This window comes from Neobacillus terrae (genome assembly GCF_011393025.1).
GTDB lineage: Bacteria > Bacillota > Bacilli > Bacillales > Cytobacillaceae > Neobacillus_A > Neobacillus_A terrae.
This window is the reverse complement of record NZ_JAAOEO010000004.1, coordinates 235,631-252,227: the sequence shown is the minus strand read 5'-3', so window position 1 is coordinate 252,227 and position 16,597 is coordinate 235,631. Positions and strand designations below refer to the sequence as shown.

Sequence of the window (16,597 nt, the reverse complement as noted above, 5' to 3'; positions counted from 1 at the left end):
TAGGAGGGATTGATTTGGAATACTTAAAATGGTCGACAGCAGACAGAATCGCTACCATAACGATTCAGCGGCCTCCTGCAAATGCCCTTTCATCAGGCCTTTTGAGGGAATTAGCTTCAGTGCTTGATGAAATTGAAACAAATGAAGAAGTCAGGGCAATTATTGTCCATGGCGAAGGGCGTTTCTTTTCGGCAGGTGCAGACATTAAGGAGTTTACATCTATTCAAACAGGTGAAGACTTTTCAAAGCTTGCGAAATATGGCCAGGATTTATTTGACAGAATGGAAAGGTTCCCAAGACCAATTATTGCTGCTATTCACGGTGCAGCACTGGGAGGCGGCCTGGAACTTGCTATGGCCTGCCATTTTAGGCTTGTCAGCGAAACAGCAAAATTAGGCCTTCCGGAATTACAGCTAGGTCTTGTTCCCGGATTTGCCGGAACTCAGAGACTGCCGAAATTCGTAGGCACTGCCAGGGCTGCTGAAATGCTTTTTACTTCTGATCCTATTACCGGGTTGGAGGCTGTGCAATTTGGCTTGGCAAATCATGCCTATCCTGAAGAGCAAGTTATGGAAAATGCCTATAAGATTGCTAAGAAGATTGCCAAAAAGAGTCCTGTGGCATTAAAGGCTGCCATTGAATTACTTAATTTCTCGAAGACTGAGGAATTTTACAATGGAGTAAACAAAGAAGCTGAACTATTTGGACACGTATTTTTGTCTGAAGATGGACAGGAAGGGATTCGGGCTTTTATGGAAAAAAGAGAGCCTGAATTTAAAGGGAAATGATATAGCGGGAATAGGTAACTCCCGCTTCTCAAATTAAAAAAATTTTTTTATATAAAATTTTTTTAATCTTTAGAACAGAAAAAATGTTTGAATTCTTAGGAGGGAAACTATGAATATTTATGTTTTGCTGAAAAGAACATTTGACACTGAAGAAAAAATTACTATTTCCGGCGGCAAAATCAATGAGGATGGTGCCGAGTTTATCATTAATCCTTACGACGAATATGCGGTTGAAGAGGCAATCCAAGTAAGAGATGCACAGGGCGGAGAAGTTACTGTCGTTTCGGTAGGAGACGAAGAAACAGAAAAGCAGCTTCGCACTGCACTGGCTATGGGTGCTGATAAAGCCGTTCTTATCAACACTGAAGATGATGTGGAAAATGGTGATCAATTTACAACTGCTAAAATCCTGGCTGAATACTTAAAGGATAAAGATGCAGATCTCATCATTGGAGGAAACGTAGCTATTGACGGAGGGTCTGGTCAAGTTGCTCCCCGTGTAGCTGAAATGCTTGGCATTTCATACGTAACCACTATTACAAACCTTGAAATTAACGGTACTACTGCAACTGTTACCCGCGATGTTGAGGGAGATTCCGAGGTTATTGAAACAACCCTTCCTTTATTGGTTACCGCACAACAGGGATTAAATGAGCCAAGGTATCCATCCCTGCCGGGCATCATGAAAGCAAAAAAGAAGCCGCTTGATGAGCTCGAGCTTGATGATCTCGATTTGGAAGAAGAAGATGTTGAAGCTAAAACAAAAACAATTGAAATCTATCTTCCTCCAAAGAAAGAGGCTGGTAAAGTGCTTCATGGTGAACTTACTGATCAGGTAAAGGAACTTGTTAATCTGCTCCACACTGAAGCAAAAGTAATTTAATCCTTTAAGACAACAATTCATGCAGGAGGTAAATAGAATGGCTAGAAAAGTATTAGTTTTAGGTGAAGTACGAGACGGCGCATTGCGTAATGTATCTTTTGAGGCAGTTGCTGCAGGAAAAACGGTTGCTGAAGGCGGAGAAGTTGTAGCTGTTTTGGCTGGGGAGTCTGTAAGCGCTTTAGCAAATGAAATGGTTGCAGCTGGTGCAGACCGAGTGCTGACAATAGAAAACGAAAACTTAAAGCAATATACTCCGGATGGTTATTCGCAGGCCGTTTTGGCTGCAGTAGAACAGGAACAGCCTGAAGGATTAATTTTTGGTCATACAGCCCTTGGAAAAGACCTTGCACCAAAAATTGCAGCAAAACTTTCATCTGGATTAATCTCCGATGCTACTGATGTGGAAGCGGCAGGAGGAAACATTGTATTTACACGCCCTATTTATTCCGGTAAAGCGTTTGAAAAGAAAATCGTAACGGATGGATTGGTTTTTGCAACGATTCGTCCAAATAACATTGCACCGCTTGAAAAGGATGATAGCAGATCAGGAGAAGTAACAAGCCTTTCAGTTGATGTAAAGGATCTTAGAACTGTTATTAAGGAAGTTGTCCGCAAAGCAACAGAAGGTGTTGATCTTTCTGAAGCAAAAGTTATTGTAGCGGGTGGACGCGGCGTAAAGAGCGAAGATGGCTTTGAGCCGTTAAAGGAACTTGCAAATGTTTTGGGCGGAGCAGTCGGAGCATCCCGTGGAGCATGCGACGCAGATTATTGTGATTATTCACTTCAGATTGGCCAGACAGGTAAAGTAGTAACGCCAGACCTTTACATTGCGTGCGGAATTTCAGGAGCTATCCAGCACCTAGCAGGTATGTCCAATTCTAAGGTCATTGTGGCTATTAATAAGGATCCTGAAGCCAATATCTTCAAGGTTGCAGATTATGGCATCGTTGGAGACCTTTTTGAAGTAGTGCCAATGCTTACAGAAGAATTTAAAAAGCTTAAGGTACATTCGTAATACTTCCCTTTTATAAATCGGTTCCAAGGTAAAAATGGCCGGCAATGCCGGCCGTTTTCTGTATCTATGAATAGTTTAATTGAAAAAGGGTAAAATACATCAGAAACAAATTATTAGCATGATTTTTAAATCGATGATATACTTTCCGTAGTATTTGAGTATTAAATTAGGAGGAAATTCCAATGGCAATTTCACACGTTACAGACCAAACTTTTTCAGCTGAAACTGGATCAGGCTTAGTGCTTGTTGACTTCTGGGCTCCATGGTGCGGACCTTGCAAAATGATAGCTCCAGTTCTTGAAGAACTTGACTCAGAAATGGGAGATAAAGTAAAAATTACTAAACTTGATGTAGATGATAACCAGGAAACAGCTGCTAAATTCGGCGTTATGAGCATCCCAACATTGTTGGTATTAAAAGACGGAGAAGTAGTAGATAAAGTTGTTGGCTTCCAGCCAAAAGATGCTCTTGCAAGTGTTTTGCAAAAGCACATCTAATAATATATAGATAGTTAACCCCCAGCTTTAGCTGGGGGTTTTTGTTTTGTAAAACCATTACAGTAGTAATGTGCATTTTTAACTTGCTTATTCACTTAAATGACATTGACATTCATTCTCAATGAATATATAATTTTTAATGTAATTGAAAATGGTTTTCATTTATCAAACATAATAGACAGTCAATACATAAGGAGGAAACTATGAAACTTAAATTTATTACGGCTTTATTAATAGTACTTGCAGCATATATAGCCCTCCCAACAAATAGCTCTGCTGCAAGTACAGAAGAAGATATGACAAATGCAAACATAATTATTAACGAAACAATTGGGTCAGTTGATAAAGGTGAATTGGAAAAAGCTTCGGAACAATTTAAGAAATTTAATTCAACTTGGCTTTCAATTGAGGATGGCATTAAAAATAAATCTTCTCAGGCTTATCGTGAAATTGAAGATAAAATGGGCATGGTTTCATTTGCATTTGCACAGCAGCCTGCAGATCAGACGAAGGTAAAAAATGCTCTTCTTGATTTGAAAGAAACCAATGAAAAGTTTATCGACGGAAAGTATACAGACGGACCGGATAAAAATAATAATAATAACGGCCAAACAGGGAATGTTTCTGAGCTGGTTACCTTGTTAAACCAATCGTTATCCAAAATTAAAGATAATGATATTGAAGGTGCCAGAAAGGATATAGAAGAGTTTCGTAAATCCTGGTTAAACGTTGAAGGAGTTGTCCTCACACAGTCTTCAACAGTCTATAGTGATGCAGAAAGGGATATGGTTTCTTCCTATGCGATGCTTTCATCAAAGCCGGCAGATGTAAAAGATGCCAAAAAGACAATTGAAGGTATGAGAGATTACCTTTCACCTCTTGTTGCAAAAACAAGCTACAACATGATGGATGCGATAACGATTCTTTTGCGTGAAGGATTAGAAGCTCTGCTTGTTATTGTCGCTTTACTTGGATTCTTAAAAAAATCGGGGCATGAAAATAAGGGAAAATGGATTTGGTTAGGGGTGGCAGCTGGACTGGGAATAAGTATTATTCTTGGGACAATTGTTAACTTATTATTCTCTGCAGGTGCATTTGGCAGCAACAATTTTCTTATTGCTGGCTGGACCGGTGTTTTTGCAGCCGCCATGCTTCTTTATATGAGCTATTGGCTTCACAGCAAATCAAGTATTTCAGAATGGCAGAGATACATTCGAACCCAAAGTACTAAGGCCTTAAATAAGGGAAGTCTCATCTCACTGGCCCTCTTATCGTTCCTGGCTGTTTTCCGTGAAGGAACAGAAACAGTCTTATTCTTTATTGGGATGGCGTCATCTATTAAACTGACATCTTTACTCTTAGGCATTGCAATTGGTTTAGCTATTCTAGCTGTATTATCTTATCTAATCCTAAAAGTAGGCTTAAAAATTCCAATGAGACCGTTCTTCCTGGTATCAAGTATTTTAATGTTTTATTTGTGCTTCAAATTTGCAGGTATGGGTATTCATGGCCTGCAGCTTGCAGGACTCTTGCCAGCTACCCAAGCACCAATACCAACTATCGACTTTTTTGCTTTATATTCAACCTGGGAAAGCTTCATCCCACAATTGCTTCTCCTGGTTATTGCGGTTATCGCAGCAATTATAAATAAAAGAAAAGATAACAAAATGAAGATGCAATCTGGGAGGAATTTAAATGAAATCGCCTAAACTTATCATACCAATCATACTTGCTTTATCATTCTCACTTGCGGCCTGCGGCGGGGGAAATGAAAACGAAAAGGCTGAAAAAACAAATAGCGGTACTTCAATCAGCGAAGGGGCAAAAGAAATGCAAAAGACCATTGCAGACTTGAAAATACAGCTAAAAGACAAAGATTCTGCTAAGGTTAAAAAAAGTGGGGCAGAACTTGAAGAATCCTGGCAAAAATTTGAAGATGGCGTAAAGGATAAAGACAAAGAATTGTATGAAAAAGTAGAAACACCACTTCATACAATTGAGGCGGGGGCCAAATCTGAACCGCTGGATGGAAATACCCTTTCCAAGGCAGCAGATGAACTTAATAATGCTTTGACAGAAGTTAAAAACTTAAAATAATAAAGAAGAAGAGCAGAGCTAATCTTTGCTCTTCTTTTGCCGTTTAATATCAGTTATTTTATTTCCTGCAGGAATCAAGCAGAGGACAAAAACAGGATAATGGTTCAGCCGTTTAGGACGGAAACGGCATAAGCTTATCTAATTATTGTTTGTAAAGTGTTTATCATGATATAACATATATAAATGGGAGGTAGCAAGAATGAATGAGATCATAAAGCAAAAACTCACATTGCTGCCGGATCAGCCTGGCTGCTATTTGATGAAGGACCGTCAGGGAACTATTATCTATGTGGGAAAGGCAAAAGTTCTGAAAAACCGTGTCCGATCTTACTTTACAGGCTCTCATGATGGAAAAACCCTCAGGCTTGTAAATGAAATTGAGGACTTTGAATACATTGTTACATCGTCGGATATAGAGGCGCTTATTCTTGAGTTAAATTTAATTAAGAAGCATGATCCGAAATATAACATCATGCTTAAGGACGATAAAACTTATCCGTTTATTAAACTTACAGCGGAAAGACATCCAAAGCTGATTATCACAAGGAAGGTAAAAAAGGATAAAGGGAAATACTTTGGTCCCTACCCTAATGTGCAGGCAGCCAATGAAACCAAAAAGCTGCTGGATAGAATCTATCCTCTTCGAAAATGTGCCACCCTGCCGGACAGAGTCTGCCTGTATTATCATCTGGGGCAATGTCTTGCTCCATGTGTAAAGGATATTGCAGCAGAACAATACAAACAAATTACCGATGATATTACTCGTTTTCTTAATGGTGGTTATAAAGATATTAAGAATGAACTTACAGAAAAAATGACCATTGCAGCAGAAAATTTAGATTTTGAAAGAGCTAAGGAATACCGGGATAAAATTGCTCATATAGAAACAACCATGGAAAAGCAGAAAATGACTACAACTGACTTTACCGACCGGGATGTATTTGGTTACGCGGTTGATAAAGGATGGATGTGTGTTCAGGTGTTTTTTGTCCGTCAGGGAAAATTAATTGAACGGGATGTCTCCTTATTCCCAATATACAACGAGCCTGAAGAAGAAATCTTAACCTATCTTGGCCAATTTTATGAAAAAGCAAACCATATCAAGCCAAAGGAAATTCTCATTCCAGACGAAATTGATACTGCACTAGCCGAACAGCTTTTAGAGGTAAAAGTACTGAAGCCGCAAAGAGGGCAAAAAAAAGAGCTTGTAAAGCTTGCCGTTAAAAATTCCAGAATTGCTTTAAATGAGAAGTTCTCACTTATTGAACGGGATGAAGAGCGTTCCGTTAAAGCAGTTGAAAACCTGGGAAGCCTTCTTGGAATCTATACGCCACACCGGATTGAGGCATTTGATAACTCTAATATTCAGGGAACTGATCCTGTTTCAGCTCTGGTTGTTTTTCAGGATGGAAAAGCAAATAAAAGAGAATATCGTAAATATAAGATTAAATCCGTAAAAGGTCCGGATGATTATGAATCAATGAGAGAAGTTGTTAGAAGAAGATACACAAGAGTTCTCAAAGAATCACTTCCACTTCCCGATTTAATCATCATTGACGGAGGAAAAGGGCACGTTGAAGCTGTTAGAGATGTATTGGAAAATGAGTTGGGCCTGGATATTCCTCTTTCAGGATTGGTAAAAGATGAGAAACACAAAACCTCCCAGCTTCTTTACGGAAATCCTTTAGAAATTGTTCCATTAGGAAGAAACAGCCAGGAATTTTATTTGCTGCAAAGAATCCAGGACGAGGTTCACCGGTTTGCTATCACTTTCCACCGGGAGACCCGGGGGAAAACAGCTTTTCATTCTCTCCTTGATGATATCCAGGGTATCGGTGAAAAGAGGAAAAAGTTATTGCTTAAACATTTTGGATCTGTTAAGAAGATGAAGGAAGCTGGACTTGAAGAATTTTTGGAGGCTGGACTTCCGGTAAATGTAGCCGAAGAGCTGCAAAAAAAACTTCAGGAATAAACATTGTCAAGGAATTTTAGTTATGCTATAATTTAAAAAACTTTATATTACTATCACTTTATAGTATTAAAGTGAAGGTAGAGGTGCGGGAATCAAGAGTAATGGCCTGGAGAAGAGTGAGCTTCCGGGAAGGGTCATGAAAGGGATTATCCGCCGAAGCAGTGAAGGACTCATCACCTTCTTTGCTGGTCCTGTATTGAATAAATGCCGGATTGTCAGGGTACATAACCCTGGAGAGCTATCTCACATTGTACGCGTATATTTTTTATTCGTGTTCAAAGCAATGAGATATTCTCTCATTGCTTTTTTGTTTTTTTATGGGGAAAACTGAAATAAGCCAGCTCGGAAAAAACAGAAAGAAGGGGAAAAGTGTGGGATTAATTGTTCAAAAATTTGGAGGAACTTCTGTTGGCAGCGCGGAAAGAATCTTGAATGTGGCAGAGAGAGTCAAGGAAGAAAAGGCTAGAGGGAATGACGTTGTTGTGGTTGTTTCTGCTATGGGTAAAACAACTGATCATCTAGTTAGTCTTGCAAAAGAATTATCTGCCCAACCAGATAAGCGAGAAATGGATATGCTTTTAACAACAGGCGAACAAATTACAATCTCCCTGCTGGCCATGGCTTTGAAAAACCAGGGGACCGATTCTGTATCCTTTACAGGCTGGCAGGCGGGTATACATACAGAGCCAGTACATGGGAATGCACGTATATTAAAAATTGAAACTGATTCAATTAAAAAACAGCTCTCCGAAGGGAAAGTTGTTATAGTGGCAGGTTTCCAGGGGATCTCCGATTCCGGAGAAATTACCACTCTTGGGCGCGGCGGGTCAGATACAACTGCAGTAGCACTTGCAGCAGCTTTGAAAGCAGATAAGTGCGATATTTATACTGATGTTACAGGAGTTTATACAACCGACCCTAGATATGTAAAGGATGCCCGAAAACTCCTGGCAGTGTCCTATGATGAAATGCTGGAGCTTGCCAATTTGGGTGCAGGGGTTCTGCATCCAAGAGCGGTTGAATTTGCCAAAAATTATAGCGTGCCTCTCGAGGTTCGTTCAAGCATGGAGAGAGTGTCAGGTACAATTATTGAGGAGGAACCAAAAATGGAGGAAAATTTAGTTGTCCGTGGAATTGCTTTTGAGGATGAAATTACAAGAGTGACAATCTTTGGATTGCATAATTATCTGACTGGATTATCAACAATCTTTACTACCCTTGCAAAAAATCAAATAAATGTTGATATTATCATTCAGAGTACGACTGAATCTAATGAAACAAATCTTTCTTTCTCAATTAAGACAGAGGATCTTGAGAATACATTAAAGGTTCTTGAGGAAAACAGGGCCGTTCTTGAATATGACCAGGTAGAATGGGAAATGAAGCTGGCAAAGGTATCTATTGTGGGATCCGGCATGGTTTCCAATCCAGGCGTTGCAGCAGAAATGTTCAAGGTTCTTGCTGATAACGGAATTTATGTGAAAATGGTTAGCACCTCAGAAATCAAAGTATCCGCTGTTGTAGCAGAAACAAGTATGCTTAAGGCGGTTGAAGTGCTTCATAACGCTTTTGATTTAGCTAAGGAATACCAGGCTGTAAAAAGATAAAAAAATGAATTGGCTTATTTTTATGAAAGACTAAAATAAAAAGCTTTCACCTAGGATTTTCGGGTGAAAGCTTTTTGTTAATGTTTTTGGATGACAGCAACTTGCTTCGTTTTTTGTTCCTATTACAGGGTGTCTTTATGATCCCATTTCACAGTGAATTTTACCTTTAATTCCTTTTTTAAAGGGTGCTCAAAGGCTTCAGTTACTGCACCTTTTAAGAATTCAATTTGCTGAGCAAGGAAGCCCGCCTCAAGCTGAAAAAAGTGTTCGGACTTGGATTTTACTCTTGAGACCATTAACGGGCTTTCCATTTCAAATTCCATTTCACTTTTATCCTCGACTTTTAGCTCGAGAGAACCCCACGAGGCTCGTATAAAAAAGTCGTTAATTTCTAAAAGGCTTTTAAGCGGGTGCTTTCTGGCAAGATGTTTGCCAGCCCAATATAAGATTTCCGGGGTGTCCTTGCCTAATAACGCTGGCAGAAGATCTCCGCGTAAAAGTTCATATCCAAACATATCCGGATTCTCAGTTTGATTAGATGCTTCAAGTTCAGCAGATGTATGTTCTTTCAAAGCTCTCCCCTCTTTCTATTAGTCTATTATATACAATTTGAATTGGATTTAAGCATTTTTTTTGGAAAAAGTAAATTCTGCCTATTAAAATATTGTTATTTTAGTATACCCATTCTTTTGGTATAATTTTTAAAGATCCAAAAACCGTATACGAATTTTTTTCAAAATTCGGCAATATATTCAAAATGTCTTTATATATAAGGGGAAACAGGCTTTATTTTAAAGCTTTTTTTAATAATTTTGTCACTATCAATATATTTAAAAAATTTTTTAAATATAAGACTTTTATGTATACGTTTTCTTGACGGTACAAAATGATGGGAGTAAAATGAACATGTTCACAGTATTGTTACAAAGGGGTATTTACTTTGTCAGATGATGATAGTTTTAATTCTTAGAAAGAGAGAAAACTTGATTCATCTCTATAATTTAAGGGGGGTAATGTATGGCTGGTAATCGAGAGTTTTTTTATCGAAGATTGCATTCATTGCTAGGGGTAATTCCTGTAGGAATTTTCCTGATGCAGCACTTGGTAGTCAATCATTATGCAACAGGAGGAGCAGCATCGTTTGACAAGGCTGCCAATTTTATGGGCAATCTGCCGTTCCGCATTTTGCTAGAAACGGTTATTATTTTCTTGCCTTTGCTTTTCCATGCAATCTATGGCCTTTATATTGCTTTTACAGCTAATAACAATGTTGGCAGATATGGCTATTTCCGAAACTGGATGTTTATGCTTCAGCGTGTTTCAGGAGTTATTACTTTAATTTTTGTTGCGTGGCATGTATGGGAGACCAGAATTGCAGCGGCTTTTGGAACGGAAGTAAACTTTCAGATGATGGAGAACATCCTTTCTTCTCCATTTATGTTCTGGTTCTATGTAGTTGGAATCCTTTCTACTGTATTCCACTTTGCAAATGGATTATGGTCATTTCTTGTTAGCTGGGGAATTACAATTACACCAAGATCACAACGAATTACTACATACGTTACCATCATTTTATTTGTTGCGCTTTCTTATGTAGGAATTAGTGCACTTGTTTCTTTCATTTAATAGACTTCAATTTTTATATGTAATAGGATGCAGTATTTAGGGGAGTGAATCACTATGGCTAAAGGAAAGGTGATTATTGTCGGCGGCGGTTTGGCCGGCTTAATGGCAACAATTAAGGTTGCAGAATCGGGAACACCGGTAGAGCTATTCTCACTTGTTCCTGTTAAACGATCTCACTCTGTTTGTGCCCAGGGTGGTATAAATGGAGCGGTAAATACAAAAGGTGAAGGGGATTCTCCTTGGATCCACTTTGACGATACAATCTATGGCGGGGACTTTTTGGCTAATCAGCCTCCTGTTAAAGCAATGTGTGAAGCTGCACCGGGCATTATACATTTATTTGACCGTATGGGTGTTATGTTTAACCGTACACCTGAAGGATTGCTTGACTTCCGCCGCTTTGGTGGAACACAGCATCATCGTACTGCTTTTGCTGGTGCAACTACTGGTCAGCAGCTCCTTTATGCATTGGATGAGCAGGTACGCCGTTTTGAAGTTGCTGGCTTGGTTACAAAGTATGAAGGCTGGGAATTCTTAGGGGCAGTTCTTGATGATGAGGGAACTTGCCGCGGAGTAACAGTTCAAAACTTGAAATCGATGGAAGTAAAAGCTTTCTCAGCTGATGCCGTTATCATGGCATCAGGAGGACCTGGAATTATCTTCGGTAAATCAACCAACTCCGTTATTAATACAGGATCTGCTGCTTCCATCCTTTATCAGCAGGGTGCATATTATGCAAATGGTGAGTTTATTCAGATTCACCCAACAGCTATTCCTGGGGATGATAAGCTTCGCTTGATGAGTGAATCAGCACGTGGTGAAGGCGGTCGCGTTTGGACTTATAAAGACGGTAAGCCTTGGTATTTCCTTGAGGAAAAATACCCTGCATACGGAAACCTTGTTCCAAGGGATATTGCAACACGTGAAATTTTCCATGTTTGCGTTGACATGAAACTGGGTGTTAATGGCGAAAACACGGTTTTCCTTGATCTTTCCCATAAGGATCCGAAGGAATTGGATATTAAGCTTGGCGGTATTATTGAGATTTATGAGAAGTTCATGGGTGAAGACCCACGTAAGCTTCCAATGAAAATTTTCCCTGCTGTCCACTATTCAATGGGCGGACTTTGGGTTGATTATGATCAAATGACTAATATTCCTGGATTATTTGCAGCGGGAGAGTGTGATTTTTCCCAGCACGGTGCTAACCGTCTTGGAGCAAACTCACTTCTTTCTGCCGTATACGGCGGTATGCTTGCAGGACCAAATGCTGTTAAATACGTTAATGGATTGAAAAAGGGTTCAGATTCCCTATCTTCTTCATTATATGATCAGCATGTGCGAGAGCAAGAAGATAAATGGAACGGCATTATGTCAATGAATGGAACGGAAAATGCATATGTCCTTCATAAGGAACTTGGAGAATGGATGACTGACAACGTAACGGTTGTCCGCTATAACGATAAGCTTCAAAAGACAGACGAAAAGCTCCAAGAGCTTCTGGAACGTTACCAAAATATTAATATTAACGATACAGCTAAATGGAGCAACCAGGGAGCTGCCTTTACAAGACAGCTTCAGAACATGCTGCAGCTTGCACGTGTTATTACAATTGGTGCACTAAATCGTAATGAAAGCCGCGGAGCACATTACAAGCCTGATTTCCCGGAAAGAAATGACGAGGATTTCTTAAAAACAACTATGGCAAAGTTCGTGGATGCTAAATCTGCACCTGCGTTCCACTACGAGGATGTAGATATTTCCTTAATTAAGCCGCGTAAACGCGACTATTCAAAATCAAAGGAGGAGTAGAAGCGTCATGGCTGAAAATAAAACAGTAAAGTTTATTATTTCTAGACAGGAAACACCGGATTCTGCTCCTTATACGGAAGAATTCGATATTGAATATCGTCCAAATATGAACGTGATTTCTGCCCTTATGGAAATTCGCAGAAATCCTGTAAATGCCAAGGGAGAAAAAACAAGTCCAATTACGTGGGAAATGAACTGCCTTGAGGAAGTTTGCGGTGCTTGTTCCATGGTTATCAACGGTAAGCCACGCCAATCCTGTTCAGCCCTAGTTGACCAGCTTGAGCAGCCTATCCGGCTTGAACCAATGCGTACATTCCCTGTTGTCCGTGACTTACAGGTTGACCGCAGCAGAATGTTTGATTCACTGAAAAAAGTAAAAGCCTGGATTCCAATCGATGGAACTTACGATTTGGGACCGGGGCCACGTATGGCAGAGAAGAAACGCCAGTGGGCTTATGAACTTTCGAAATGTATGACTTGCGGCGTATGTTTGGAAGCCTGTCCGAATGTTAACAGCAAATCAGACTTTATTGGACCAGCTCCATTGTCTCAAGTGCGTTTATTTAATGCTCATCCTACCGGTGAACTAAATAAGGCAGAACGTCTGGAAGCAATCATGGGAGACGGAGGAATCACTAATTGTGGTAACTCTCAAAACTGTGTTCAGTCTTGCCCTAAAGGTATTCCTTTGACTACTTCAATTGCAGCTCTTAACAGGGACACTACTTTCCAGGGATTCCGCAATTTCTTTGGAAGCGATAGTATTTAACTTTAAAAAGCTCCTTTCCCGTCGGGAAGGGGTTTTTTTCTGCCTTTTGAACAATAGAGCCTATTCTTTTTGTTATAATATGAAAATGATATTGCTCATGAAAGAGGGAGAAGAATGAAATTTAAAACATTTCTACCTTGGATAATAGTAATAATAGGTGTTGGTGTTCTTGGTACTGGAATATGGCAGCTTACTGATTCTGGAATTAAAGAGGATACCACCCTTAAAAAAGCAAAACAGGTGGTTGCAAGCCATAATGCTAATACAAAAACACCAGCTATACAGAAAAAGGAATTCTCGCCTATCAAGGGTGATGCAATAGGTATCCTTACTTTGCCCAAATTAAAATCAGAATTAGCGGTAGTTGAAGGAACAAATGGAGATGACCTCAAAAAGGGCGTTGGACACTATAAAGGATCATTTTATCCCGGGGGGCACGGGCAGATTGTCCTATCGGGTCACAGGGATACCGTCTTTAGAAGACTGGGAGAACTCAAAATCGGAGATACCCTTCAGGTAAAAATGCCTTATGGTAACTACAACTATCAAATTATCAAGACGAAAATTGTAAAAGCAGATGATAGAAGTATTATTACCCTGCAAAATAAAGAGGAAGAGTTAATTGTTACTACATGCTATCCGTTCAGATATGTCGGAAATGCACCAAAACGTTATATCATATATGCGAAACCAATTTAAGAGGGGGCTAAAGGCCTTCTTTTTTTGTCGAAATTTCCAAAATCCTTTGTCAAAAACACAACTATTTTCACATATAAATTTGTTTGTATAAAAGATTTTTGCATGGTACGCTTTTTATATGAAAACGTTTGCATCTCTCGTTTGTGCAAACGTTTTCACAAAAATACAATTTTAAGAGGAGGAAAGGTATGAAACGCTTATCCAGTGTGTTTTTAGCGTTTATACTGCTTTTTAGTACGTTTGTGGCACCGATTGCACAAAAGGCAACTGCTGCAGACAAGACGTATGAAAAAGTTGTGCTGCGAGGAGATGCAGCATCGCTCGATTGGAGTTCAGACAACAACCCGCTTACATACAACCAAACAAAGGGCGTATGGGAGAGTAAACCTATTAATCTCCCAGGGGGAAAACAAGTAGAATATAAGTTTGTTACGGATGGAAATTGGATGGAAGGAGAAAATCTCCGATTTACACCTCCACAAACAGGAGATTATATCTTCGTTTTCCATCCAGATCAGGAAAGAACTGTAGATGTAAATCTTGATTTCTCTAAATTTACTGGAAAACTGACGCTTAAGGTTGCGTTGCCTTCCAATACGCCAGATTGGGCAACACCAACAGTTGGTACTTCTTTAAATGGCTATAATTATACGGTTACTCCTCTTACGAAACAGGAAGATGGTACCTGGGCAGTAACCCTTGCGGGAAATGCCGGGGAAACATTAAATTACCTGTATTCTTTAGGGGATGAGAAGTTTAAGGAACAGGCTTCTTCAAACCGCCAAGCAGCTTTCACGTCAGAAGGTACTGTATATAAGGATACAGTTACAAGCTGGAGTGCTGTGCCAGTTGCAAAGGATGTAAATAATAATTACGCATATTCACCAAAAATTCCAACAAGCAATGATGCCGTAACAGTTACTGTAACTGTTAAACATTATAATTCGGTAACTGACGGTGCGATTTACTATACAACTGACGGTACCGTCCCAAGCGGAAGCCGAGGAACAGCAACACAAGGAACTGCTGTTAAACTTCAAGGTACTAAGACAACAGAAAATGGAATCATAACAACTATATTTAAAGGAGTTATTCCAAAACAGCCTGATGGCACGGATGTTAAATATATTACGGATGTTTGGAATACAGATGGAACAGGTTCACAATACGGCGATTCAAATAGTGTAGTTCCTGAACAGGCAACGCCATTTGGTTATTATGTCGATCACTTTAAGTCTCCTGATTGGGCAAAAAACGCAGTCATTTATCAGGTATTTGTAGACCGCTTTAATAATGGTGATACAACGAATGATGATGAATCAAATGCAGGCAAATCTAGTGATGAACAATTAAAAGGCTGGATGGGTGGAGACCTGCAGGGTGTTATTAACAAATTGGACTATATTAAAGGCCTTGGAGTTAATACCATTTGGATTTCTCCGGTATATGAAGGACCATATTCACATGGTTACCATCCAACCAATTTTAAAGGTATCAATCCTCACTTTGGGGACGAGCAAACAATGAAGCAATTGCTTGTTCAGGCTCATGATAAGGGCATGAAGGTGGTATATGATTTTGTTGCTAACCATTCATCCTCTCAGCATCCTTTTTTTGAATCCGCTAAAGCTCAAGGAGAGGGCAGCCCTTATTACAACTGGTACACATTCACAGATTGGCCCAATCAGTATAAAACCTTTTCAGGGGTTTCAGAGCTCCCTGAATTAAATAATGATAATCCTGAAGTAAGAAATTATATGATTAATGATGTGGTTCCATTTTGGTTAACTAATCTAGGATTTGATGGATTCCGCCTGGATTATGCAAAAGGTCCTAGCTATAGCTACTGGGCAGATTTCCGCCATAAAGTTAAACAGATTAATCCAAATTCCTATATTTTTGGGGAAGTTTGGGACAGCAGAGATAAAATTAATTCTTATGCAGGTGAACTTGACGGTGCTTTAGACTTTGGCATGAACGATGCACTCGTTAATGCATTTGCCAATGACCAATCAATGGCAGATTTATGCAAGACAGTTAAAGATAATATTGCGACATATCCATCACAGTATGTTGTTTCTTCTTTCCTTGACAGCCATGATAAACCTCGCTTTATTTATAAAGCAGGTGTAACAAAGATGGAGCTGGCTGTGGGAACTCAATTTACACTGCCTGGGCCTCCAATCATTTATTATGGTGATGAAGTAGGACTTTCAATGAGTAAGGACCCAGATACTGTTTCAGATTGGAAAGATCGTTATTATCGTGAAATGATGCCTTGGGATCCTGCTAAGCAAAATTTGGATCTGCAAAGCTACTATAAGAAAATGATCAAGCTGCGCAATGATATTAGCGCGTTGCGTACAGGAACAATTAACTCATTGCTGGCTGACCAGAATGTCTTTGCTTATGAGAGGGCCGACCAAAATGGTCAATATCTGGTTGTTGTGAACAAAGGCGCCTCCGACCAGCAAATCGATGTAAATAAATTATATAATCAGGCCAAAATTACTGATGTAAAATTAACTAATCAGCTTGGAACAACTAATTTTAGCAATGATAGCAATGGAGATTTAAAGTTTAATAGCAATGCAAATTCATTCTCCATCTATAAAGTAGAAGGATCACTCCAATACAGTGATGTTCCACTTGATAGAAACAAGATTTACGACAATGTAGTTCTAAGAGGCTCTGATCCTCTAGCTTGGGGTGGGGCAGACAAACCACTAACCTATGACTCAGCAGATATAGTCTGGAAGAGTCAGCCGATTGCCCTTGAAGCTGGTAAAAAGATTGAATTTAAATATGTAATGGATGGCAATTGGCTTGATG

General features: G+C 39.5%; 13 protein-coding genes, 1 pseudogene and 1 riboswitch. Of the genes and pseudogenes, 13 read left to right on the top strand and 1 reads right to left on the bottom strand.

The annotated features are described in order from the left end of the window. Positions 1–14 precede the first annotated feature (14 nt). From G8761_RS07880 to G8761_RS07845, 8 genes are all read left to right on the top strand, one after another. Positions 15–788 carry an enoyl-CoA hydratase gene (locus tag G8761_RS07880; RefSeq protein ID WP_166025325.1) on the top strand — a complete coding sequence of 258 codons (774 nt, stop codon included), beginning with the start codon at positions 15–17 and terminating at the stop codon, positions 786–788. A gap of 109 nt (positions 789–897) precedes the next feature. Beyond that, positions 898–1,671 carry an electron transfer flavoprotein subunit beta/FixA family protein gene (locus G8761_RS07875; protein ID WP_166025322.1) on the top strand — a complete coding sequence of 258 codons (774 nt, stop codon included), beginning with the start codon at positions 898–900 and terminating at the stop codon, positions 1,669–1,671. Positions 1,672–1,708: 37 nt separating this feature from the next. Next, positions 1,709–2,686: an electron transfer flavoprotein subunit alpha/FixB family protein gene (locus tag G8761_RS07870; protein ID WP_166025320.1), complete on the top strand. Its 978-nt coding sequence runs from the start codon at positions 1,709–1,711 to the stop codon at positions 2,684–2,686. 182 nt (positions 2,687–2,868) lie between these two features. Further along, the gene (gene trxA, locus G8761_RS07865; RefSeq protein WP_027320203.1) at positions 2,869–3,183 is read left to right on the top strand and encodes a thioredoxin; all 315 of its coding nucleotides are present in this window, start codon (positions 2,869–2,871) and stop codon (positions 3,181–3,183) included. Between the two features lie 203 nt (positions 3,184–3,386). Beyond that, the gene (locus G8761_RS07860) at positions 3,387–4,892 is read left to right on the top strand and encodes an FTR1 family iron permease (RefSeq protein ID WP_166025318.1); all 1,506 of its coding nucleotides are present in this window, start codon (positions 3,387–3,389) and stop codon (positions 4,890–4,892) included. Beyond that, on the top strand, positions 4,879–5,280 hold the full coding sequence (locus G8761_RS07855; protein WP_166025316.1) for a hypothetical protein: 402 nt from the start codon (positions 4,879–4,881) through the stop codon (positions 5,278–5,280). The genes G8761_RS07860 and G8761_RS07855 overlap by 14 nt, the downstream gene beginning before the upstream one ends. A 199-nt stretch (positions 5,281–5,479) precedes the next feature. Continuing rightward, positions 5,480–7,252, top strand: coding sequence for an excinuclease ABC subunit UvrC (gene uvrC, locus G8761_RS07850; protein ID WP_166025314.1), 1,773 nt, complete (start codon positions 5,480–5,482; stop codon positions 7,250–7,252). 70 nt (positions 7,253–7,322) lie between these two features. Continuing rightward, positions 7,323–7,501: riboswitch (Lysine riboswitch) on the top strand. Between the two features lie 122 nt (positions 7,502–7,623). Further along, on the top strand, positions 7,624–8,859 hold the full coding sequence (locus tag G8761_RS07845; protein WP_166025312.1) for an aspartate kinase: 1,236 nt from the start codon (positions 7,624–7,626) through the stop codon (positions 8,857–8,859). A 122-nt stretch (positions 8,860–8,981) separates the two neighbouring features. Here the strand turns inward: G8761_RS07845 and G8761_RS07840 are convergent, their stop codons facing one another. Continuing rightward, positions 8,982–9,431 (bottom strand): YslB family protein, encoded by a 450-nt coding sequence (locus G8761_RS07840; RefSeq protein ID WP_338000923.1) that lies wholly within the window; start codon positions 9,429–9,431, stop codon positions 8,982–8,984. 445 nt (positions 9,432–9,876) lie between these two features. Here G8761_RS07840 and G8761_RS07835 point away from each other — a divergent pair, with 445 nt between their 5' ends. The 5 genes and pseudogenes from G8761_RS07835 to G8761_RS27810 all read left to right on the top strand — a co-directional run. Further along, on the top strand, positions 9,877–10,485 hold the full coding sequence (locus G8761_RS07835) for a succinate dehydrogenase cytochrome b558 subunit (RefSeq protein ID WP_166025310.1): 609 nt from the start codon (positions 9,877–9,879) through the stop codon (positions 10,483–10,485). Positions 10,486–10,539: 54 nt separating this feature from the next. Then, a complete protein-coding gene (gene sdhA, locus G8761_RS07830; RefSeq protein ID WP_166025308.1) occupies positions 10,540–12,297 on the top strand; it encodes a succinate dehydrogenase flavoprotein subunit in 1,758 nt (585 codons plus the stop codon). A 7-nt stretch (positions 12,298–12,304) separates the two neighbouring features. Continuing rightward, entirely contained in the window at positions 12,305–13,066 is a 762-nt protein-coding gene (gene sdhB / locus G8761_RS07825) for a succinate dehydrogenase iron-sulfur subunit (RefSeq protein WP_166025306.1), read from the top strand. Between the two features lie 114 nt (positions 13,067–13,180). Then, the gene (locus tag G8761_RS07820; protein ID WP_166025305.1) at positions 13,181–13,765 is read left to right on the top strand and encodes a class D sortase; all 585 of its coding nucleotides are present in this window, start codon (positions 13,181–13,183) and stop codon (positions 13,763–13,765) included. Positions 13,766–13,953: 188 nt separating this feature from the next. After that, a pseudogene (locus G8761_RS27810) lies at positions 13,954–16,047 on the top strand (alpha-amylase family glycosyl hydrolase); the annotation flags it as partial. Between the last annotated feature and the right edge of the window lie 550 nt (positions 16,048–16,597).